Origin of the sequence: Streptomyces atroolivaceus (genome assembly GCF_000717025.1) — a bacterium.
GTDB classification, from domain to species: domain Bacteria; phylum Actinomycetota; class Actinomycetes; order Streptomycetales; family Streptomycetaceae; genus Streptomyces; species Streptomyces atroolivaceus.
In genome coordinates this window covers 280,071-301,667 of record NZ_JNXG01000017.1, presented here as the reverse complement: position 1 = coordinate 301,667, position 21,597 = coordinate 280,071, and the positions used below count along the sequence as shown (strand labels likewise).

17 protein-coding genes and 1 pseudogene are annotated in these 21,597 nt (G+C 69.1%); 14 read left to right on the top strand and 4 right to left on the bottom strand.

The window, feature by feature from the left end; genetic code table 11:
* Positions 1–235 precede the first annotated feature (235 nt).
* The 3 genes from metH to OO67_RS28345 all read left to right on the top strand — a co-directional run bounded on the left by metH (position 236) and on the right by OO67_RS28345 (position 6,545).
* A complete protein-coding gene (metH, locus tag OO67_RS28355) occupies positions 236–3,748 on the top strand; it encodes a methionine synthase (RefSeq protein WP_033304560.1) in 3,513 nt (1,170 codons plus the stop codon).
* 138 nt (positions 3,749–3,886) lie between these two features.
* Positions 3,887–4,585: an HAD family hydrolase gene (locus tag OO67_RS28350; protein ID WP_033304558.1), complete on the top strand. Its 699-nt coding sequence runs from the start codon at positions 3,887–3,889 to the stop codon at positions 4,583–4,585.
* A 364-nt stretch (positions 4,586–4,949) separates the two neighbouring features.
* Positions 4,950–6,545 carry an ABC transporter substrate-binding protein gene (locus tag OO67_RS28345; RefSeq protein WP_033304557.1) on the top strand — a complete coding sequence of 532 codons (1,596 nt, stop codon included), beginning with the start codon at positions 4,950–4,952 and terminating at the stop codon, positions 6,543–6,545.
* Positions 6,546–6,623: 78 nt separating this feature from the next.
* Here the strand turns inward: OO67_RS28345 and OO67_RS28340 are convergent, their stop codons facing one another.
* Both OO67_RS28340 and OO67_RS28335 read right to left on the bottom strand, forming a co-directional pair.
* Positions 6,624–7,295, bottom strand: a complete 672-nt coding sequence (locus OO67_RS28340) for a response regulator (RefSeq protein WP_033304556.1) — start codon at positions 7,293–7,295, stop codon at positions 6,624–6,626.
* A gap of 9 nt (positions 7,296–7,304) precedes the next feature.
* Positions 7,305–8,150, bottom strand: a complete 846-nt coding sequence (locus tag OO67_RS28335; protein ID WP_033304555.1) for a RecB family exonuclease — start codon at positions 8,148–8,150, stop codon at positions 7,305–7,307.
* 169 nt (positions 8,151–8,319) lie between these two features.
* On the opposite strand from OO67_RS28335, the gene OO67_RS28330 reads away from it, so the two are divergent.
* The 3 genes from OO67_RS28330 to OO67_RS28320 all read left to right on the top strand — a co-directional run bounded on the left by OO67_RS28330 (position 8,320) and on the right by OO67_RS28320 (position 11,314).
* Positions 8,320–9,570, top strand: coding sequence for a site-2 protease family protein (locus tag OO67_RS28330; protein ID WP_033304553.1), 1,251 nt, complete (start codon positions 8,320–8,322; stop codon positions 9,568–9,570).
* A 42-nt stretch (positions 9,571–9,612) separates the two neighbouring features.
* The gene (locus OO67_RS28325; protein WP_033304552.1) at positions 9,613–10,521 is read left to right on the top strand and encodes a tRNA (adenine-N1)-methyltransferase; all 909 of its coding nucleotides are present in this window, start codon (positions 9,613–9,615) and stop codon (positions 10,519–10,521) included.
* 196 nt (positions 10,522–10,717) lie between these two features.
* Positions 10,718–11,314, top strand: a complete 597-nt coding sequence (locus OO67_RS28320) for a hypothetical protein (RefSeq protein WP_033304694.1) — start codon at positions 10,718–10,720, stop codon at positions 11,312–11,314.
* 4 nt (positions 11,315–11,318) lie between these two features.
* Here the strand turns inward: OO67_RS28320 and OO67_RS28315 are convergent, their stop codons facing one another.
* The gene (locus OO67_RS28315; protein ID WP_033304551.1) at positions 11,319–11,630 is read right to left on the bottom strand and encodes a ferredoxin; all 312 of its coding nucleotides are present in this window, start codon (positions 11,628–11,630) and stop codon (positions 11,319–11,321) included.
* Between the two features lie 241 nt (positions 11,631–11,871).
* Here OO67_RS28315 and arc point away from each other — a divergent pair, with 241 nt between their 5' ends.
* The 6 genes and pseudogenes from arc to prcA all read left to right on the top strand — a co-directional run bounded on the left by arc (position 11,872) and on the right by prcA (position 17,705).
* Positions 11,872–13,638, top strand: a complete 1,767-nt coding sequence (gene arc, locus OO67_RS28310) for a proteasome ATPase (protein ID WP_033304549.1) — start codon at positions 11,872–11,874, stop codon at positions 13,636–13,638.
* 228 nt (positions 13,639–13,866) lie between these two features.
* Entirely contained in the window at positions 13,867–15,378 is a 1,512-nt protein-coding gene (gene dop, locus OO67_RS28305) for a depupylase/deamidase Dop (protein ID WP_033304548.1), read from the top strand.
* A 120-nt stretch (positions 15,379–15,498) separates the two neighbouring features.
* Positions 15,499–15,717: a ubiquitin-like protein Pup gene (locus tag OO67_RS28300; RefSeq protein ID WP_033304546.1), complete on the top strand. Its 219-nt coding sequence runs from the start codon at positions 15,499–15,501 to the stop codon at positions 15,715–15,717.
* A 118-nt stretch (positions 15,718–15,835) separates the two neighbouring features.
* Positions 15,836–16,013 (top strand): annotated as a pseudogene (locus OO67_RS40170) (endonuclease domain-containing protein); the annotation flags it as partial.
* A complete protein-coding gene (prcB, locus tag OO67_RS28295; protein ID WP_033304544.1) occupies positions 15,965–16,810 on the top strand; it encodes a proteasome subunit beta in 846 nt (281 codons plus the stop codon). The pseudogene OO67_RS40170 and the gene prcB, both read left to right, overlap by 49 nt.
* A gap of 55 nt (positions 16,811–16,865) precedes the next feature.
* Complete coding sequence (gene prcA / locus OO67_RS28290; RefSeq protein ID WP_033304543.1) at positions 16,866–17,705, top strand: proteasome subunit alpha; 840 nt, start codon at positions 16,866–16,868, stop codon at positions 17,703–17,705.
* Between the two features lie 64 nt (positions 17,706–17,769).
* Here prcA and OO67_RS28285 read toward each other — a convergent pair whose 3' ends face one another.
* The gene (locus OO67_RS28285) at positions 17,770–18,798 is read right to left on the bottom strand and encodes a LacI family DNA-binding transcriptional regulator (protein ID WP_033304542.1); all 1,029 of its coding nucleotides are present in this window, start codon (positions 18,796–18,798) and stop codon (positions 17,770–17,772) included.
* Positions 18,799–18,927: 129 nt separating this feature from the next.
* Between OO67_RS28285 and OO67_RS28280 the strand changes: the two genes are divergently transcribed.
* Positions 18,928–20,187: an MFS transporter gene (locus tag OO67_RS28280; protein ID WP_033304540.1), complete on the top strand. Its 1,260-nt coding sequence runs from the start codon at positions 18,928–18,930 to the stop codon at positions 20,185–20,187.
* A gap of 9 nt (positions 20,188–20,196) precedes the next feature.
* Entirely contained in the window at positions 20,197–21,558 is a 1,362-nt protein-coding gene (gene pafA / locus OO67_RS28275; RefSeq protein WP_033304539.1) for a Pup--protein ligase, read from the top strand.
* The last annotated feature ends 39 nt before the right edge of the window (positions 21,559–21,597 follow it).

Genomic DNA, 21,597 nt, shown 5'->3' with positions numbered 1-21,597 from the left:
CCGTACTCCTCCACCTCGGTTCGACAATGCTGAACACTATCGGTCGATGCCGACCTCTGTCCGGTGGCGCGAAGATTATGCGTCATCTCCTGAGGGGGCCTGTTCCCCGCACAGCATGCAGTCCGCCCCGTGGGACGCGACGACCGGCCCGGGCGCCTCCCGGCTACGCTGGCCGCGTGCCCCCTCTGCAGAAGGGCGCAAAGCCGACAGCCGTCGCATCCCAGGGAGAACATCCATGGCCTCGTTGCCGACCCCCTCAGCTGACAGCCGGACCCGAGCCGCAGCGCTCCGTGAGGCGCTCGCCACCCGGGTGGTGGTGGCCGACGGTGCCATGGGCACCATGCTCCAGGCCCAGGACCCCACCCTCGAGGACTTCGAGAACCTCGAAGGCTGCAACGAGATCTTGAACGTCACCCGGCCCGACATCGTCCGGTCGGTGCACGAGGAGTACTTCGCGGTCGGCGTGGACTGTGTCGAGACGAACACGTTCGGAGCCAACGCCTCCGCCCTGGGCGAATACGACATCCCCGGCAGGATCCACGAGCTCTCCGAGTCGGGCGCGAGCATCGCCCGCGAGGTCGCCGACAGGTTCACCGAGTCCACCGGACAGCAGCGCTGGGTGCTCGGCTCCATCGGCCCCGGAACCAAGCTGCCCACGCTGGGCCACGCCCCGTACACGGTCCTGCGCGACGGCTTCCAGCAGAACGCCGAAGGCCTGATCGCGGGCGGCGCCGACGCGCTCATCATCGAGACCACGCAGGACCTCCTCCAGACCAAGGCCGCCGTGCTCGGTGCGCGGCGCGCTCTGGAGGCGATGGGCAGCGACCTCCTGGTGCTGTGCTCGCTGGCCTTCGAGACGACCGGAACCATGCTGCTCGGCTCCGAGATCGGCGCCGCGCTGACCGCGCTCGAACCGCTCGGTGTCGACATGATCGGCCTGAACTGCTCGACCGGCCCCGCGGAGATGAGCGAGCACCTGCGCTACCTCACCCGCCACTCCCGCATCCCGCTGCTCTGCATGCCGAACGCCGGGCTGCCGGTGCTCACCAAGGACGGGGCGCACTTCCCGCTCGACGCCGAGGGCCTGGCCGACGCACAGGAGACCTTCGTCCAGGAGTACGGGCTCTCGCTCGTCGGCGGTTGCTGCGGCACGACACCGGAGCACCTGCGCCAGCTCGTCGAGCGCGTCCGCGGCTCCGAGCTCACCCCCCGTGCCCCGCGTCCCGAGCCGGGTGCGGCCTCGCTCTACCAGACGGTGCCGTTCCGCCAGGACACCTCGTACCTCGCGATCGGCGAGCGTACGAACGCCAACGGATCCAAGAAGTTCCGTGAGGCCATGCTCGACGCGCGCTGGGACGACTGCGTGGAGATGGCCCGCGACCAGATCCGCGAGGGCGCGCACATGCTCGACCTCTGCGTCGACTACGTGGGCCGCGACGGCGTCGCCGACATGGAGGAGCTGGCCGGCCGCTTCGCCACCGCCTCCACCCTGCCGATCGTCCTGGACTCCACCGAGGTGCCCGTCCTGCGCGCCGGTCTGGAGAAGCTGGGCGGCCGCGCCGTGCTGAACTCGGTCAACTACGAGGACGGCGACGGCCCCGAGTCCCGCTTCGCCAAGGTCAGCGGGTTGGCCGCCGAGCACGGAGCCGCGCTGATCGCGCTGACCATCGACGAGGAGGGCCAGGCCCGCACCGTCGAGCACAAGGTCGCCATCGCCGAGCGGCTCATCGAGGACCTCACCACCAACTGGGGCATCCACGAGTCGGACATCCTCATCGACTGCCTGACCTTCACGATCTGTACGGGCCAGGAGGAGTCCCGCAAGGACGGCATCGCCACGATCGGTGCCATCCGCGAGCTGAAGCGGCGCCACCCCGACGTCCAGACCACGCTCGGTCTGTCCAACATCTCCTTCGGCCTGAACCCGGCCGCCCGCGTCGTCCTGAACTCCGTCTTCCTCGACGAGTGCGTGAAGGCGGGTCTGGACTCCGCGATCGTGCACGCCTCCAAGATCCTGCCCATCGCCCGGCTGGAGGAGGAGCAGGTCAAGGTCGCCCTCGACCTGGTCTACGACCGCCGCGAGGAGGGCTACGACCCCCTGCAGAAGCTCATGGAGCTCTTCGAGGGCGTCAACATGAAGTCGATGAAGCAGGGCAAGGCCGAGGAGCTCCTGGCGCTGCCGCTGGACGAGCGGCTCCAGCGCCGCATCATCGACGGCGAGAAGAACGGCCTGGAGACCGACCTCGACGAGGCGCTGCGGACCAGGCCCGCACTCGAGATCGTCAACGACACCCTCCTGGAGGGCATGAAGGTCGTGGGTGAGCTCTTCGGTTCCGGCCAGATGCAGCTGCCCTTCGTGCTCCAGTCCGCCGAGGTCATGAAGAGCGCGGTGGCGTACCTCGAACCGCACATGGAGAAGACCGACGACGACGGCAAGGGCACCATCGTGCTGGCCACGGTCCGCGGTGACGTCCATGACATCGGCAAGAACCTCGTCGACATCATCCTGTCCAACAACGGCTTCAACGTCGTGAACCTGGGCATCAAGCAGCCCGTCTCCGCGATCCTGGACGCCGCCGAGGAGCACCGCGCCGACGTCATCGGCATGTCGGGCCTCCTGGTGAAGTCGACCGTGATCATGAAGGAGAACCTGGAGGAGCTCAACCAGCGCAAGATGGCGGCCGACTACCCGGTGATCCTCGGCGGCGCGGCCCTGACCCGGGCGTACGTCGAACAGGACCTGCACGAGATCTACGAGGGCGAGGTCCGCTACGCCCGCGACGCGTTCGAGGGGCTGCGGCTGATGGACGCCCTCATCGCGGTCAAGCGCGGCGTCCCGGGCGCCAGCCTCCCCGAGCTGAAGCAGCGCCGCGTCCCGAAGCGGGACACCCCGGTGATCGAGGCCGACGAGCCGGAGGACGGTGTGCGGTCCGACGTCTCGGTCACCAACCCGGTCCCCGAGCCGCCGTTCTGGGGCACCCGGGTCGTCAAGGGCATCCAGCTCAAGGAGTACGCCTCCTGGCTGGACGAGGGCGCACTCTTCAAGGGGCAGTGGGGCCTCAAGCAGACCCGCGCCGGTGACGGACCGACGTACGAGGAGCTCGTGGAGCGGGAGGGCCGGCCGCACCTGCGCGGCTGGCTGGACAAGCTGCACACCGAGAACCTGCTGGAAGCCGCGGTGGTCTACGGCTACTTCCCGTGCGTCTCCAAGGGCGACGACCTGATCCTGCTGCACGAGGACGGCTCCGAGCGCACCCGCTTCACGTTCCCGCGCCAGCGCCGCGGCCGTCGTCTCTGCCTCGCGGACTTCTTCCGCCCCGAGGAGTCGGGGGAGACGGACGTGATCGGCCTCCAGGTCGTCACGGTCGGCTCGAAGATCGGCGGTGCCACGGCCGAGCTCTTCGAGTCGAACTCCTACCGCGACTACCTGGAGCTGCACGGACTGTCCGTGCAGCTGGCCGAGGCACTGGCCGAGTACTGGCACGCGCGGGTCCGCAGCGAGCTCGGCTTCGCCGGGGAGGACCCCTCCGACGTCGAGGACATGTTCGCCCTGAAGTACCGGGGGGCGCGCTTCTCCCTGGGCTACGGGGCCTGCCCCGACCTGGAGGACCGGGCGAAGATCGCCGAACTCCTGGAGCCCGAGAGGATCGGGGTGAAGCTCTCCGAGGAGTTCCAGCTGCACCCCGAGCAGTCCACGGACGCCATCGTCATCCACCACCCGGAGGCGAAGTACTTCAACGCACGGTAGCGAGGTGTTCAGCGCGCGGTAAGGCACCACTCCGCGCGGTGGACGCGCAGCAGCCGTAGACTGGTCGGTCCAGTGCAGGCCGGTCGCCGTTCCCACCGGGATGGCGGCCGGCCTTCTCGTCCCCATGGAGGTGTGCCGATGACCAGTACGGTCCCCGCGTCCCTGACCCGTACGGCCGAAGGGTCCGCGCTGCAAGCGGTCCTTCTCGACATGGACGGCACACTGGTCGACACCGAAGGATTCTGGTGGGACGTGGAGGTCGAGGTCTTCGCCGATCTCGGTCACCGGCTCGAGCCGTCCTGGCGAGAGGTGGTCGTCGGCGGGCCGATGACCCGCAGCGCCGGCTACCTCATCGAGGCCACCGGCGCCCGCATCGCCATCGAGGAACTCACCGTGCTGCTCAACGACCGCTTCGAGAAGCGCATCGGACGTGGTGTGCCGCTGATGCCGGGCGCCGCCCGGCTGCTCGCCGAACTCGCCGCACACGAGGTGCCCACCGCTCTGGTCTCCGCCTCGCACAGGCGCATCATCGACCGGGTCCTGGACTCGGTGGGCCGTCATCACTTCGCGCTCACCGTGGCGGGGGACGAGGTGGTCCGCACGAAGCCCCACCCCGAGCCCTACCTCGCGGCGGCCGCGGGTTTCGGGGCGGATCCGTGGCGCTGCGCGGTCGTCGAGGACACCGCGACGGGGGTCGCGGCGGCCGAGGCCGCGGGCTGTCGCGTCGTCGCCGTGCCGTCCGTGGCGCCCATCGCCCCCGCGCCGGGGAGAGCGGTCGTGCCCTCGCTGGAGCAGGTGGACCTCGCCTTCCTGCGGGGCCTGATCGCATCCGAGTGACCGCTGATCCACCGGGGGCGCTCCGTCGGCGGTGACCGGGACGCCGCCCCGAAATCCCCCCGCCCTCCTCTCGCGCGCCCCGGAGAAATCAGGTCCATGTCAATGCAATCGATACCGCGGGAACGTGATGTTCGTCACTTGGGGTGACGTTTCAGGCCCTTCGGGATCGAGTCGGGTGTCCGTTTTGCTCACCCATACGCCCGCATTCATGGAGCCTTGTGCGAAACGTTCCCGAGCGTGACATGGACAACCCGTCATCGGTGATCACCGAGCGAATTCGTGTACGGCCGGCACCGGTCGAGTGCCCCTTCGGCGCCTACTAATCTCAGTTTTCTCACATGCCGGAATGAGGGAGAACGTCCAGATGAACCGCAAGACGCTGGTGCTGCCGGCCGTAGTGGGCCTGCTCGCGCCCGTGCTCGCCGCCTGTGGCGGGTCGGACGACGGGGGCGACGCCATCGTGGTCGGGACAACGGACCAGTTCATCGCCTCGAAGGACAACCCGGCCCCGCTCGACCCGGCCATCGGGTACGAGGCGGGCGTGTGGAACCTGCTGCGCCAGACGGTGCAGACCCTGACCCACATACCGCGTGGCGGGGGTGAGCCGGTGCCCGAGGCGGCCAAGAGCTGCGCCTTCACCGACACGGAGAACGAGAGCTACCGCTGCACGCTGCGTGACGGACTCACCTTCGCGGACGGCACCCCCGTCACTCCGGAGGACGTGAAGTACTCCATCCAGCGCGTCCTCGACATCAAGGACGAGAGCGGTCCGGTCGGCCTGTTCGCCAACATCGACACGATCGAGACCAAGGGTGACCACGAGGTCGTCTTCCACCTGCGCACCCCGGACGCGACCTTCCCCTACAAGCTCGCCACACCGCCCGCCGGCATCGTCCAGAAGGACAAGTACCCGGGGAAGGTGGCCCGCGAGGGCTTCCAGGTCGACGGTTCCGGCCCGTACACCATGAAGCCGGAAGTCAAGGACAACCAGATCGTCAAGGTGGTCTTCACCAGGAACCCGAAGTACAAGGGTGATCTGAAGATCAACAACGAGAAGGTCGAGCTGGACCTGTTCCCCGACGCGGAGGCGATGGGGAAGGCGCTCGACGACAAGAAGATCGACATGATGACGCGTAACATGTCGCCCGAGCAGGCCCAGAAGATGCTGGTGGAGCCCGAGGAGGGCGTCAAGCTCACCGAGATGCCCGGTCTCGCCATCAGCTACCTCGCGTTCAACACCGAGGACCCCGTGGTGAAGGACAAGGCCGTACGTCAGGCGATGGCGCGGATCATCGACCGCGGGGCCATCGCCAGCAAGGTGTACGGCAGCACGGCCGAGCCGCTCTACTCGCTGATCCCGTCCGGCATCACCAGCCACACCAACTCGTTCTTCAACAAGTACGGCGAGCCCAGTATCGCGAAGGCCGCCGAAACGCTGGAGAAGGCCGGTATCGACACCCCGGTGAAGTTCACGCTGCACTACACGACCGACCACTACGGCCCCGCCACCAAGGCCGAGTTCGAGGCCCTGGCGAAGCAGCTCAACGAGTCGAAGCTGTTCGAGGTCGACGTCCAGGGCACACCGTGGGACAAGTACCGCCCCGCCCAGAAGAAGGGCGACTACGCGGTCTACGGCATGGGCTGGTTCCCCGACTTCCCGGACCCGGACACCTACATCGCGCCGTTCCTCGACGAGAACAACTTCCTCAACTCGCCGTACCAGTCCACCGAGGCGCAGAAGACGCTCATCCCGCAGTCCCGCCGCGAGGCGGACCGCAGCGCCGCGGCACCGGCCTTCGAGAAGCTCCAGGACATCGTTGCCAACGACGTCCCCGTGCTCCCGGTCTGGCAGGGCAAGCAGTACGTCGCCTCGCTCGACGATCTGACCGGTGTGGAGTGGGCCGTCAACTCCTCGGCCGACCTCCAGCTCTGGGAGCTCGGACGCGGCGAGTCCTCCTGATCACGGTGTCGTCCGTGAAACCGGCGCGGGCCGGGGCCGACGGCCCCGGCCCGCGCCGGTTTCACTCCTGGTCCCGTCTCACTGGGCGCCGGGCCGCACCAGCCCGCTCTCGTACGCGTAGACGGCCGCCTGTACGCGGTCGCGCAGGCCCAGCTTCGTCAGCACATGGCCCACGTGTGTCTTGACCGTCGTCTCGCTCACGAACAGGTCGGCCGCGATCTCCGCGTTGGACAGCCCGCGCGCCACCAGCTTCAGCACTTCCAGCTCGCGGTCGGTGAGGGTGTGCAGGACGTCCGGGACGGGATCCTCGCCCGAGGGCAGATGATCGGCGTACTTGTCGAGCAGCCGACGGGTGATGCTCGGCGCCAGCATCGCCTCTCCCGCGGCCACCACCCGGATGGCCTGCACCAGCTCGTTGGCCGGCGCGTCCTTCAGCAGGAAGCCGCTGGCGCCGGCGCGCAGCGCCTCCACCACGTACTCGTCGAGATCGAACGTCGTCAGGACCAGGACCTTCGCCGGGCCGTCCCGCCCCGGACCCGTGATCTGCCGGGTCGCCTCGACCCCGTCCATCCGCGGCATCCGGATGTCCATGAGCACGACATCGGGCTGAAGCGCCCGCACCTGGTCGATGGCCTGCAGGCCGTCTCCGGCCTCACCGACCACCGCGAGATCACCCTCCGCCTCCAGGATCATCCGGAAACCGGTGCGCAGCAGTGGTTGGTCATCGACGAGCAGGACGCGGATAGCCACGTAATCTCCTTAAGGGCCTTCGGGGGCCACCGGTTGACCGGCCTCGGACCGGACCGGCTCCATTCTGCCCTGCACAGCCTCCACCGGTTCCGCCGGGCGGACGGACAGTGGATAGACCGGGGGAGTCCCGCCGAATTCCGGACAGACCGCTCGGTGGTCGCACCAGCCGCAGAGCTTCGTCGGCCTCGGACGCCACTCGCCCGTCTCGGTGGCCAGCCGGATCGCGTCCCACAGTGCCAGCAGCTTGCGTTCCACCCGCTCGAGGTCGGCCGGAACCGGGTCGTAGGTCAGCACGTCGCCGCTGCCGAGATAGACCAGCTGGAGCCTGCGCGGAACCACGTTCCTCAGACGCCACACCACCAGGGCGTAGAACTTCATCTGGAACAGCGCGCCCTCCGCGTACTCCGGCCGGGGCGCCTTGCCGGTCTTGTAGTCCACGATGCGGACCTCGCCCGTGGGCGCCACGTCGACGCGGTCGATGACCCCGCGCAGCCGCAGGCCCGAGTCCAGCTCCGTCTCGACGAACAGCTCCCGCTCGGCCGGCTCCAGACGGGTCGGGTCCTCCAGCGAGAACCACCGCTCCACGAGCCGCTCCGCCTCGCCGAGCCACCCCGCGAGCCGCTCACCCCCGGGATCCCCGTCGAACAGCTCCGTCAGCTCGGGCTTCGCCTCCCGCAGCCGGTCCCACTGACCGGGAATCAGCGCCTTCGCCCTCGGCGCCGTGCGGTCCACCGCGGGGGCGTCGAACAGGCGCTCCAGCACCGCATGCACCAGCGTGCCCCGGGTAGCAGCTTCACTGGGCTTCTCGGGGAGCTTGTCGATGACCCGGAAGCGGTACAGCAGGGGGCACTGCATGAAATCGCTCGCGCGCGACGGCGACAGGGACGAGGGTGGCTGAGGCGGGCGCGGTACGGACGTCATGTCGCAGACCCTACGGCCCGCCACCGACACCCAGCGGCATACCATCGACCACAGAGCTCGCGCACAGCATGATCGTGGCAGTGCCACCGACCGAAGGGACCTCGTGGACGAGAGCGGCGACAGCGGGCGCCCACAGCCCGGCGCAGGGGGCCCGGGCCCCGGCACCGGACCGGACAAGGGCAAACCGCGACGGCCGGCAGACCCCGGCGGCGGCATCCTCATGGGCCGCCCCTTCGGTGTGCCCGTGTACGTGGCCCCCAGCTGGTTCGTCGTCGCGGCTCTGATCACCTGGGTCTTCGGCGGCCAGCTCGACCGCGTCCTCCCGGAGCTCGGCGGAGCCCGTTACCTGGTCGCGCTCTTCTTCGCGATCGCCTTCTACGCGTCCGTGCTCGTGCACGAGCTCGCCCACACCGTCGCCGCCCTGCGCTACAAACTGCCGGTGCGACGCATCCAGCTCCAGTTCTTCGGCGGCGTGTCCGAGATCGAGAAGGAGTCCGAGACCCCGGGCCGCGAGTTCGTCCTCGCCTTCGTGGGGCCCCTGCTCTCCCTCGTCCTCGGCGGCGTCTTCTACATCCCGCTCCAGTTCGTCCAAGCGGGCACGGTCCCCGGCGTACTCCTCGCCGGACTGATGATCTCCAACCTCATCGTGGCCGCCTTCAACCTGCTCCCCGGCCTGCCGCTGGACGGTGGACGCATGCTCCGCGCGGTCGTCTGGAAGATCACGGGCAAGCCGATGAGCGGCACCATCGCCGCCGCATGGGTCGGCCGGGGCCTGGCCATCACCGTCTTCGTCGGCCTCCCGCTGCTCACCCACACAGGCGCCCTCGGGAGCGCCACCGGTGAGATCAGCGGGTTCGAGACCGTCACCGACGCCCTCCTCGCGGCGATCCTCGCGGCCATCATCTGGACCGGAGCGGGGAACAGCCTGCGAACGGCCCGGCTCCGCGAACACCTCCCCGAACTGCGAGCCCGCACCCTCACCCGGCGCGCCGTGCCCGTCGAGGCCGCCACCCCGCTCTCCGAGGCGCTCCGCCGCGCCAACGAGGCGGGAGCCCGTGCCCTCGTCGTCGTCGACGGTCAGGGCACCCCGAAAGCGGTCGTCCGGGAGGCGGCCATCGTCGGAGTCCCCGAGCACCGACGCCCCTGGGTGGCCGTCAGCGGACTCGCCCAGGACCTCACCGACGGCATGAAGGTCCCCGCCGAACTGGCGGGCGAGGCCCTCCTGGACCGGCTGAAGGCCACCCCGGCCACCGAGTACCTGGTGGTCGAGGAGACCGGCGAGATCTACGGCGTCCTCTCCACCGCCGACGTCGAGCGCGCCTTCATCAAGGCCATGGCCCGCCCCGCCGCCTGACACTCCGGAAAGCGGCCCGTGAAATACCGGTAGGCTGGTCACATGTCCGAACCGACCGGTGCCGCCCGCCGTCGCGGCCCATTCAAAGTCGGGGACCAGGTCCAGCTCACCGACCCCAAGGGACGCCACTACACCTTCACGCTCGAGGCCGGAAAGAACTTCCACACCCACAAGGGTTCTTTCCCGCACGACGAGCTGATCGGTGCTCCCGAGGGCAGTGTTGTCCGTACCACGGGAAACGTCGCCTATCTCGCGCTGCGCCCCCTGCTCCCCGACTACGTCCTGTCCATGCCCCGCGGTGCCGCCGTGGTCTACCCCAAGGACGCGGGGCAGATCCTGGCCTTCGCCGACATCTTCCCCGGCGCTCGCGTCGTCGAAGCGGGAGTCGGCTCCGGAGCGCTCAGCACCTTCCTGCTGCGCGCCATCGGCGAGCAGGGCATGCTGCACTCCTACGAGCGCCGCGAGGACTTCGCCGAGATCGCCCAGCAGAACGTGGAGCGCTACTTCGGCTCCCCGCACCCCGCCTGGGAGCTGACCGTCGGCGACCTCCAGGACAACCTCTCGGACACCGACGTCGACCGCGTCGTCCTGGACATGCTCGCCCCGTGGGAGTGCCTGGAGGCCGTCTCCAAGGCCCTGGTGCCCGGTGGCATCCTCTGCGCGTACGTCGCGACCACGACCCAGCTCTCGCGGACCGTCGAGTCCATCCGCGAGATCGGCTGCTTCGCCGAGCCGCAGCCCTGGGAGTCGATGATCCGCAACTGGCACGTGGAAGGTCTGGCCGTGCGGCCCGACCACCGGATGATCGGCCACACCGGCTTCCTCGTCACCGCCCGCCGTCTCGCGGACGGCGTCGAGCCGCCGCTGCGCCGCCGCCGCCCGTCCAAGGGCGCCTACGGCGACGACTACGACGGCCCCGGCAGCCGGAGCGGCTCCGCCCCCCGGGACTGACCCGCACAACGCGCAGGCGCCGCCGCCGAGTTCCCGGACCGCCCCGGGAGCCGGCGGCGGCGCCTTTCCGTCGACCGCGACGACCCCGCCGTTCCCCCCGGGTGTGAGGTGTGGCACGATGCTGGCCACCCCCGCCCGCCGACATCCGTTCGGCACCGCCCACCCAGGCCTCCAGGAACCACAGGAGACATACCGCGTGCAGACCTCCGCGCTCCCGGACCTCGCGCACACCGACGCCAAGCCGGTGCACTGGCTCGCCACGGCGACGGCGATGGCCGCGGTCGTCGCCCTCGCGGGCCTGCTCCAGCCCGAAGCGGCCACCGCCACGGCCGAGGCGTCCGAGCACGGGGTCACCACGCAGGACGGCAGTGCGTCAGCCGTGGCGGCGCCCGACCCGGCCGGCGTCGTCTTCCCGCTGGGATGCGGTGCCGCCGGGCACACCGTGGCCGAAAGCGCCCCGGGCGACCTCGACGGGGACGGCAGGCCCGAGACGGTGGCCGTCGTCCGTTGTGCCGCCGGATCCGGTACCCCGCCCAGCGGCATCTACGTCGTGACACAGCCGAGCGGGGCCGCACCGCGGGTCGTGGCGACCCTGGTGGACCCCGCTCAGAAACTCAACGTCACCGACTTCGCGGTCCGTGACGGCCGGGTCTCGGCGACCGTGCTGGGCTACTCCTCGGCCGACGTGCCCCGCTGCTGCCCCGACGAGCTGGAGAGCGCCACCTGGCGGTGGGAGGGCAACGCGTTCATCAAGTCGGCCGGCCCCGCCGGAAGCACCGCACGGGGCGTCTGAGCCGTCACTCCGCGTCCGGCCCGAAGACTTCCACGTTGTCCGAGACGCGACGTACGTGAATACAGTCGCCCGGGCATTCCTTGGCCGAATCCACGACGTCCTGGAGGAGGGGCAGCGGCACCGGTGTGGTGGCCCCCTTCTCCTGGAGGAGCTCGTCCTCGCCGCTCTTCACGTACGCCAGGCCGTCGATGTCCAGCTCGAACACCTCAGGCGCGTACTGCACGCAGATGCCGTCGCCCGTACAGAGGTCCTGGTCGATCCAGACCTCGAGGTCCTGCGTGTCACTGTCGCCCGGAGCGTCCTGCTGCACGGTCATGTGTCCTGCCGTTCCCTGCGTATCTGCACCAATTGAAGCCAGCCCTGACGGGTGTTGAACGCTTCGACGATACAACCGGCTGCTTTCCGATGCCGAAGGGTGGGTATTCCCTTGGCGTGAGGGAGGGCGCAAGGGTGAAGATCGGACACACTCCCGGGTCTTTGTGATCTAGGGGTTTCAATCATCACCCACCCAGGTAGGGTCAGGAAGCGTCCAGCTCCCCTTGGAGGAGGTGAGGACCGTGGCAGCCCACGACGACGACATCAACCGCGGCATCCGGCCCGGGCGGGGGTCAGAAGACCCAGCCGGCCAGGTTGCCTATCTCGAGCAGGAAATCGCCGTCCTGCGACGTAAGCTCGCCGACTCTCCGCGTCATACGAGGATTCTCGAAGAGCGGATCGTCGAGTTGCAGACCAACCTGGCAGGCGTGTCCGCGCAGAACGAGCGGCTCGCCAACACACTCCGGGAGGCCCGCGACCAGATCGTGGCCCTCAAGGAGGAGGTCGACCGGCTCGCGCAGCCGCCGGCCGGCTTCGGTGTCTTCCTGCAGGCCAACGAGGACGACACCTGCGACATCTTCACCGGGGGCCGCAAGCTCCGGGTGAACGTCAGCCCCAGCGTCGAGCTCGAGGGCCTCCGGCGAGGCCAGGAAGTCATGCTCAACGAGGCGCTCAACGTGGTCGAGGCCATGGAATTCGAGCGGGCCGGGGACATCGTCACCCTCAAGGAGATCCTCGAGGACGGCGAGCGCGCCCTGGTCGTCGGGCACACCGACGAGGAACGGGTGGTGAGGCTCGCCGAGCCTCTGCTGGACATCACCATCCGTCCCGGCGACGCCCTGCTGCTCGAACCCAGGTCCGGCTACGTCTACGAAGTGGTCCCCAAGAGCGAGGTCGAGGAGCTCGTTCTCGAAGAGGTCCCGGACATCGACTACAACAAGATCGGCGGTCTGGGCGACCAGATCGAACTGATCCGCGACGCGGTCGAGCTCCCGTACCTCCACCCGGACCTCTTCAAGGAGCACGAACTCCGTCCGCCGAAGGGCATCCTGCTCTACGGCCCTCCCGGCTGCGGCAAGACGCTCATCGCCAAGGCCGTGGCCAACTCGCTGGCCAAGAAGGTCGCCGAGGTCACCGGACAGCCCGCGGGGAAGAGCTACTTCCTCAACATCAAGGGCCCCGAGCTCCTCAACAAGTACGTCGGTGAGACCGAGCGGCACATCCGCCTCGTCTTCCAGCGTGCCCGGGAGAAGGCGAGCGAGGGTACCCCCGTCATCGTCTTCTTCGACGAGATGGAATCCCTCTTCCGCACCCGTGGATCCGGTGTCAGCTCGGACGTGGAGAACACCATCGTCCCCCAGCTGCTCGCCGAGATCGACGGTGTGGAGGGCCTGGAGAACGTCATCGTCATCGGTGCCTCCAACCGTGAGGACATGATCGACCCCGCGATCCTTCGGCCCGGCCGCCTCGATGTGAAGATCAAGATCGAGCGTCCGGACGCGGAGGCCGCGAAGGACATCTTCGCGAAGTACCTCACGCCTTCGCTGCCGCTGCACTCGGACGATCTGGCCGAGCACACCGGCTCGAAGGAGGCAGCCGCCCACGCGATGATCCAGTCCGTCGTGGAGCGGATGTACACCGAATCCGAGGAGAACCGCTTCCTCGAGGTCACCTACGCCAACGGTGACAAGGAAGTCCTGTACTTCAAGGACTTCAACTCCGGAGCGATGATTCAGAACATCGTGGACCGGGCAAAGAAAATGGCCATCAAGGCATTCCTCGAGCAGGGCCAGAAGGGCCTGCGCGTCTCCCATCTCCTCCAGGCGTGCGTGGACGAGTTCAAGGAGAACGAGGACCTGCCCAACACCACCAACCCGGACGACTGGGCGAGGATTTCCGGAAAGAAGGGCGAGCGGATCGTGTTCATCCGCACACTCGTCACCGGAAAGCAGGGCGCAGACACCGGTCGTTCCATCGACACGGTGGCAAATACCGGACAGTACCTGTAAAACGCAGACCGGCTGCGGATGCCCGGCAGGGTATCCGCAGCCGGGCCGTTTTCCCGGCAGCTCCGGCCACACCCGAACAATGACGCAATTGATCTCCCCACCGGCGCAGAGGCGCTCTAGGCTCTGCCGTACCGCCGAGTCGCGCAGTGCGGGGACGGGCACCGCGGACCAGCAGCGGTACTTGAGCGCCGTTCCCGGACGGGAGCGCCGCCGGGCAAGGAGGGCCGCATGACCGTACGGCGAGTGATGGGCATCGAGACGGAGTACGGGATCTCCGTCCCCGGTCAACCCAACGCCAATGCCATGCTCACCTCGTCCCAGATCGTCAACGCCTACGCGGCGGCGATGCACCGGGCGCGCCGCGCCCGCTGGGACTTCGAGGAGGAGAATCCGCTGCGCGACGCGCGAGGCTTCGACCTCGCCCGTGAGACCGCGGACTCCAGCCAGCTCACCGACGAGGACATCGGCCTGGCCAATGTCATCCTCACCAACGGAGCACGGCTGTACGTCGACCACGCGCACCCCGAGTACAGCTCACCGGAGATCACCAATCCGCTCGACGCGGTGCTCTGGGACAAGGCCGGCGAACGGGTGATGGCGGAAGCGGCCGAACGGGCCGCCGCCATCCCGGGGGCCCAGCCGATCCATCTCTACAAGAACAACACCGACAACAAGGGCGCGTCCTACGGCACGCACGAGAACTACCTGATGAAGAGGGAGACCCCCTTCTCGGACATCGTGCGCCATCTGACCCCGTTCTTCGTCTCCCGCCAGGTCGTCACCGGCGCCGGCCGGGTCGGCATCGGGCAGGACGGCCACGAGCACGGCTTCCAGATCAGTCAGCGGGCCGACTACTTCGAGGTCGAGGTCGGCCTGGAGACCACGCTCAAGCGCCCCATCATCAACACCCGCGACGAACCGCACTCCGACGCCGAGAAGTACCGCAGGCTGCACGTGATCATCGGCGACGCCAACCTTTCCGAGATCTCGACGTATCTGAAGCTCGGCACCACCTCGCTGGTCCTGGCCATGATCGAGGACGGTTTCATCAAGGTCGACCTTGCGGTCGACCAGCCGGTCCGCACGCTGCACCAGGTCTCGCACGACCCGACACTGAAGCAGCTGGTCACGCTCCGTAGCGGCCGGACGCTCACCGCCGTGCAGCTGCAGATGGAGTACTTCGAGCTGGCCCGCAAGTACGTCGAGGAGCGGTACGGGGCCGACGCCGACGAGCAGACCAAGGATGTCCTGGCCCGCTGGGAGGACACCCTCAACCGCCTGGAGAACGACCCGATGAGCCTGTCGGGCGAGCTGGACTGGATCGCCAAGCGGGAGCTCATGGAGGGCTACCGGCGCAGGGACGGCCTGGACTGGGACGCCCCACGCCTGCACCTGGTGGACCTCCAGTACGCCGACGTACGGGCCGACAAGGGCCTGTACAACCGTCTGGCCGCCCGGGGGAAGATCAAGCGGCTGCTCGACGAGAGCGATGTCGAGCGGGCCCGTACGAAGCCTCCCGAGGACACCAGGGCCTACTTCCGGGGCCGGTGCCTGGAGCAGTACGCGGACGACGTCGCCGCGGCCTCCTGGGACTCGGTCATCTTCGATCTGCCCGATCGTGACTCGCTGCAACGGGTGCCCACGATGGAACCGCTGCGCGGTACACGTGAGCACGTCAAGGAACTCCTGGACCGGTGTCGCACCGCGGAAGAGCTGGTCCGGACGCTGACGGGGGGCTGAAAGGGCCTCCGGCTGGGAATCAATCAGATGACCTCCGGACGTTGAGGAAAGTACCGGGCCAATGTCGGACCCCGTAGGTAGGGTCTGATCAAGTGCTTCGAACCGAGCGGGGTGAGCTACATGGCGACCAAGGACACCGGCGGCGGACAGCAGAAGGCGACACGTTCCACCGAGGAGACCGAGGAGCAGGCGCAGGAAGCGCAGGCGTCCGAGGACCTCGCGGAGCGCCAGGAGAAGCTCAGCGAGGACGTCGACGACGTCCTCGACGAGATCGACGACGTACTCGAGTCCAATGCCGAGGACTTCGTTCGTTCGTTCGTGCAAAAAGGCGGCGAGTAACAGCCGGAGATCCGGTCCGGACCGTTCGTCGGCGAGCTCGCGCCGTCGGCACGGCGCCTTCCGTGGGATGCCCCGCCCACTCAGGGGCATCCCACGGAAGTGCTTCCCCACCCGGGATCATGTTGATCACCGCCACCGGGCGGGTAGGGTCCGTGGCGTACTGCTGCAACTGCAATCCGGCCATCGGCAAGTTGGGGGATGATCCTGACTCCTTGCGCAGGGCCATCGCATACCTGGAGGGAAACGCGTGGAAGCCAACACTCGTAGCACCGGGCGTCTACCAGCTGCCTTCCTGACGCCGGGTTCGTCCTCGTTCATGGACTTCCTGTCCGACCACTCACCCGAGATCCTTCCCGGCAACCGCAGCCTGCCGCCGCTGCAGGGTGCCATCGAGGCGCCGCACGGCACGACCATCGTCGCGGCCTCGTTCCCCGGGGGAGTGGTGCTGGCCGGTGACCGGCGGGCGACCATGGGGAACATGATCGCGCAGCGCGACATCGAGAAGGTGTTCCCGGCCGACGAGTACTCCGCGGTGGGGATCGCCGGCACGGCGGGTCTCGCCGTGGAGATGGTCAAGCTGTTCCAGCTGGAGCTGGAGCACTTCGAGAAGGTCGAGGGCGCCACGCTCTCCCTGGAGGGCAAGGCCAACCGGCTCTCCACCATGATCCGCAGCAACCTGGCGATGGCCATGCAGGGCCTGGCGGTCGTCCCGCTGTTCGCCGGGTACGACGTCGACCGTGAGAAGGGCCGGATCTTCTCGTACGACGTCACCGGCGGCCGTTCCGAGGAGCGCGGCTACGCGGCCACCGGCTCCGGGTCCGTCTTCGCGCGGGGGTCGATGAAGAAGCTTTACCGCGACGACCTGACGGAGGAGCAGACACTCACCCTGGTCGTGCAGGCGTTGTACGACGCGGCCGACGACGACTCGGCGACCGGTGGCCCGGACGTGGCCCGCCGGATCTACCCGATCGTCACCGTCATCACCGACGAGGGCTTCCGCAGGCTGGACGACACGGAATCCGCGGAGATCGCGCGCGCGATCCTGGAGCGCCGGCTCGAGCAGCCCGACGGCCCGCGTGCCGCGCTGCTCTGACCGGCCCGATGCTTCTCCGATGCACTCGTCACTGACAGAAAGGGACGGATAGCCGGTGTCGACGCCGTTCTATGTCTCACCCCAGCAGGCCATGGCCGACCGGGCGGAATACGCCCGGAAGGGCATCGCCCGTGGTCGCAGCCTGGTTGTGCTGCAGTACGCCGACGGCATTGTGTTCGTCGGCGAGAACCCGTCCCGCGCGCTGCACAAGTTCAGCGAGATCTACGACCGGATCGGCTTCGCCGCCGCCGGCAAGTACAACGAGTACGAGAACCTCCGCATCGGCGGGGTCCGCTACGCGGATCTGCGGGGATACACCTACGACCGTGACGACGTGACGGCCCGTGGGCTGGCCAACGTCTACGCGCAGACGCTGGGCACCATCTTCTCCAGTGCGGCCGAGAAGCCGTACGAGGTGGAGCTGGTGGTCGCCGAGGTCGGTGCCGGGCCCGAGGGCGACCAGATCTACCGGCTCCCGCACGACGGCTCGATCGTGGACGAGCACGGCTCGGTCGCGGTCGGTGGCAACGCCGAGCAGATCAGCAGCTTCCTGGACCAGCGCCACCGCGACGGGATGTCGCTGGCCGAGGCGTTGAAGCTGGCCGTGCAGGCCCTGTCCCGCGAGGCCAACGGCAATGAGCGGGAGATCCCCGCCGAGCGGCTGGAGGTCGCGGTCCTGGACCGCACGAGGCCGCAGCAGCGCAAGTTCAAGCGGATCGTCGGCCGCCAGCTGACGAGGCTGCTGGACGCGGACGGTGCCGGGGCCACCCCGACGGACGCTCCGTCCGACACGGAGGAGCCGGAAGGCGACAGCACCCCGGCTGCCGGTACCGACACCCCCGCGAAGGGTGCGGACGGCCCCGCCGAGGGTTCGGACGAGACCACGGAGAAGTAGTCCGTTCCGGAACAGTTCCGGACAGAGCCCTCCGGCCGCCGCGTGCGGTGGCCGGAGGGCTCTGTCACGCGGCGGGCGGCGGAGCGGTGGAGCCGCGTACCACCAGGCCGACCGCGAGGTCGTGGTGGGCCGCGGGGCGGCCCGCCAGGACGTCCAGCAGCGCCCTCATGCCCCGCTCGCCCACCTGTTCCGCCGGGAGGCGCACGGTGGTGAGCTCCGGTTCCACCGCTGTGGCGAGCGCCAGGTCGTCGAAGCCGGTCACGGAGATGTCCTCGGGCACCCGCAGCCCCCGTCTGCGCACGGCCTTGCAGGCGCCGGCGGCCAGGATGTCGTCGTCACAGACGATGGCCGTGGGCGGGGGGCCGGAGGAAGCCAGGACCGTCTCGGCCACCTCGCGCCCGGCCCGTACGTCCAGGGGCGAGGCCACCGTGAGCAGCGCGGCGCCCGGGACGTCCCGCACCGCCTCCCGCAGCGCCCGGGCGCGCACCGCGAAGGTCCAGGTGTCCACGGCGGACGCGAGATGCACGATCCGGCGGTGGCCGAGTCCCAGCAGGTGGGCCGCCACCTGACGCATGCCGTCCGCGATGTCGAGGTTCACGCGTGCCGCGGCGCCGTGGTCCTCCGGATCGCTGTCCAGCATCACCAGCGGAAGGTCCGCGCCCCGCAGCGCTCCCAGGGCGTCGGCCGCCATCGACGACGCGATCACCCCGTCGAGGGCCGCGCGCGCCGAGGCGAACGGATCCCTGGCAGGGCCGGTGCCGTCGGGGGACGGGTAGAGGACCACGCCGAAGTCGTGCTCGGCGGCGACGGCCGCGGCGCCGGTGTACACCCGGGCGAAGAATTCGTTGGTGAGCGCGGGAACGACGAGGAGGGCGGTGCGCGTGCGGCCCAGCCGGAGACTGCGTGCGGCGAGATTCGGCCGGTAGCCGAGGTCCCGGGCGGTGCCACGGACCCGCTCGGCGGTCGCCGCCGACACCCGGCCCCGCCATTTGTCGCCGAGCACGAGCGAGACCGTGGCCTGTGAGACGCCGGCGGCCCGTGCCACGTCACGGCTGGTGGGCCGGGGCGGGGCGGGCTGCTGCGCGCTGCTCACTCGTGCCTCCGTGCTGCGATGGTCGGCTGCGTCGGGATGGACTCCCGGGATGCCCACATGGTACGTATGAATGCCGACGTTATACGTAAAACCTCGAGGCTGTGACGCCGTCGGGGGAGAGGGGCGGACATGGCCGCGGGATATCTGGACGTCCTCCGGGCGCGGCACGCCGCCCGGCTGCTGGCGGGGACGCTGGTGGGACGGCTGCCGAACGGCACCGCCCACATCGCGATCGTCCTCTTCACCCGTGCGGAGGGCGGCAGCTACACGCTGGCCGGCGCCCTCGCGGCGGCGTACGGCCTGGCCACGGCGGTGGGTCAGCCCCTGCTGGGCCGGGCCGTCGACCTGTACGGCCAGCCGCGTGTCCAGCTGCCCGCGGCGGTCGTCTCCGCGCTCGGCATGGCCCTGCTCGCCCTGACGGGCCTCGGCTCCCTCCCGGCCGCGTACGCGGCGGTGGTCGTCGCCGGTGTGTTCACGCCCCCGCTGGAGGGCGGCCTGCGCGCCCTGTGGCCGACGGTCCTGGGCCGGGAGGACCGGGTGCACCGCGCGTACGCCATGGACGCGGTGGCCCAGGAGATCATGTTCACCGTGGGGCCGCTCCTCGTGACGGTCCTGGTCTCGCTCTGGTCGCCGGCCGCCGCGCTCCTGGTCATCAACGCCATCGGAGTGCTGGGAGCGCTGTCCGTCGTCATGTCGGAACCCTCCCGGGCCTGGCGCTCGGCGCCGCGCGAGGCGCACTGGCTCGGCGCCCTGCGCTCGCCGGGGCTGCTCGCCCTGCTGGGCGCCTTCTTCTTCGTCGGCGTCGCGCTCGGCTCGATCACCGTGGCCGGTGTCGCGTACGCCGACGACCACGGCCGGGAGTCCGTGTACGGCTGGCTGATGGCCGCGCTCGGCTTCGGCGCGCTGATCGGCGGGGCGGTGTACGGGGCGCGGCAGTGGGCCGGGGAGCCCGAGCGCAGGCTGCGGGTCATCGTCGCGCTGCTGGCCCTGGGCTACCTGCCGCTGATGCTGACGCCCGGTGTGCCCGCGATGACCGCGCTGGCGGCACTCGCCGGGGTCTTCCTGGCCCCGGCGATCGCCTGCTCGTTCATCGTGGTGGACCGGCACGCGCCGCGGGGCACGGTGACCGAGGCGTTCTCCTGGCTCGTGACGACCTTCGGGGTGGGCGCGGCGGCCGGAACGGCGGTCGCGGGTCCGGCCGTCGAGATCGGCGGGACGGCGTGGAGTTTCGCCGTCGCGGGGGCCGGCGGAGTGGCGGCGCTGCTGGTTCTGCTGGCCACCGGAAGGGTCCTCGCAGATCCCGGGCGCGCGCCCACGGTTGTGGCCGGTTCGGAAAATGATCGAAACGGTGCTGCCGAACCCGGTTTCAGCTCAGGCCATAAGGCGTAATGTTCAGTCATGGACCGCCGCATTTTCGGGCTGGAGAACGAGTACGGCGTCACGTGCACGTTCAGGGGACAGCGCCGACTGTCACCTGACGAAGTGGCGCGCTACCTCTTCCGCCGTGTTGTGTCATGGGGCCGCAGCAGCAATGTCTTCCTGCGGAACGGCGCCCGCCTGTACCTCGACGTGGGATCGCATCCGGAATACGCGACACCCGAATGCGACAACGTGACCGAACTGGTCACGCACGACAAGGCGGGCGAGCGCATTCTGGAAGGTCTGCTCGTCGACGCCGAACGCCGCCTGCACGAGGAGGGAATCGCGGGCGACGTCTATCTCTTCAAGAACAACACCGACTCGGCTGGAAACTCCTACGGGTGTCACGAGAACTACCTCGTGGCACGGCACGGAGAATTCTCCCGGCTCGCGGACATCCTCATTCCGTTCCTCGTCACCCGTCAGCTGATCTGCGGTGCCGGCAAGGTGCTGCAGACGCCGCGCGGAGCCGTCTACTGCGTCAGCCAGCGGGCGGAGCACATCTGGGAGGGCGTCAGTTCCGCGACGACGCGCTCCCGCCCGATCATCAACACCCGGGACGAGCCGCACGCCGACGCGGAGCGGTACCGCCGTCTCCACGTCATCGTCGGCGACTCCAACATGTCCGAGACGACCATGCTCCTCAAGGTCGGCGCCACCGACCTCGTGCTGCGCATGATCGAGGCCGGCACGGTGATGCGAGACCTGACCCTGGAGAACCCGATCCGGGCCATCCGCGAGGTCAGTCACGACATCACGGGGCAGCGCAAGGTGCGCCTGGCCAGCGGCCGCGAGGCATCGGCCATCGAGGTCCAGCGCGAGTACTACGAGAAGGCGGTCGACTTCGTCGAACGCCGCGGTATCCGCACCGGCGTCACCGACCAGGTCCTCGAGCTGTGGGGCCGCACGCTGGACGCCGTCGAGGCCGAGGACCTCGACCGGATCGGCACCGAGATCGACTGGGTCATGAAGTACAAGCTCATCGAGCGGTACCGGGCGAAGCACAACATGACCATGTCGAATCCGAGGGTCGCTCAGATAGACCTCGCCTACCACGACATCCACCGGCGGCGTGGGCTCTACTACCTCCTGGAGCGCAAGGGCCAGGCCGCCCGGATCTGCAACGACCTGAAGATCTTCGAGGGCAAGTCCGTGCCCCCGCAGACGACCAGGGCGCGGCTGCGCGGCGACTTCATCCGCCGGGCCCAGGAACAGCGACGGGACTTCACCGTCGACTGGGTCCACCTCAAGCTCAACGACCAGGCGCAGCGCACCGTGCTGTGCAAGGACCCCTTCCGTTCCGTCGACGACCGGGTGGAGAAGCTGATCGCGGGCATGTGACCCGGGACAGGAACGTCCCGCCCCGTATGTGACCGGGCC

Bases quoted from the DNA above. Each gene is read 5' to 3' on its own strand.
- metH (WP_033304560.1), top strand. From the start codon at position 236: ATGGCCTCGTTGCCGACCCCCTCAGCTGACAGCCGGACCCGAGCCGCA.
- OO67_RS28350 (WP_033304558.1), top strand. From the start codon at position 3,887: ATGACCAGTACGGTCCCCGCGTCCCTGACCCGTACGGCCGAAGGGTCC.
- OO67_RS28345 (WP_033304557.1), top strand. From the start codon at position 4,950: ATGAACCGCAAGACGCTGGTGCTGCCGGCCGTAGTGGGCCTGCTCGCG.
- OO67_RS28335 (WP_033304555.1), bottom strand. From the start codon at position 8,150: ATGCAGTGCCCCCTGCTGTACCGCTTCCGGGTCATCGACAAGCTCCCC.
- OO67_RS28325 (WP_033304552.1), top strand. From the start codon at position 9,613: ATGTCCGAACCGACCGGTGCCGCCCGCCGTCGCGGCCCATTCAAAGTC.
- OO67_RS28315 (WP_033304551.1), bottom strand. From the start codon at position 11,630: ATGACCGTGCAGCAGGACGCTCCGGGCGACAGTGACACGCAGGACCTC.
- dop (WP_033304548.1), top strand. From the start codon at position 13,867: ATGACCGTACGGCGAGTGATGGGCATCGAGACGGAGTACGGGATCTCC.
- OO67_RS28300 (WP_033304546.1), top strand. From the start codon at position 15,499: ATGGCGACCAAGGACACCGGCGGCGGACAGCAGAAGGCGACACGTTCC.
- OO67_RS28280 (WP_033304540.1), top strand. From the start codon at position 18,928: ATGGCCGCGGGATATCTGGACGTCCTCCGGGCGCGGCACGCCGCCCGG.
- pafA (WP_033304539.1), top strand. From the start codon at position 20,197: ATGGACCGCCGCATTTTCGGGCTGGAGAACGAGTACGGCGTCACGTGC.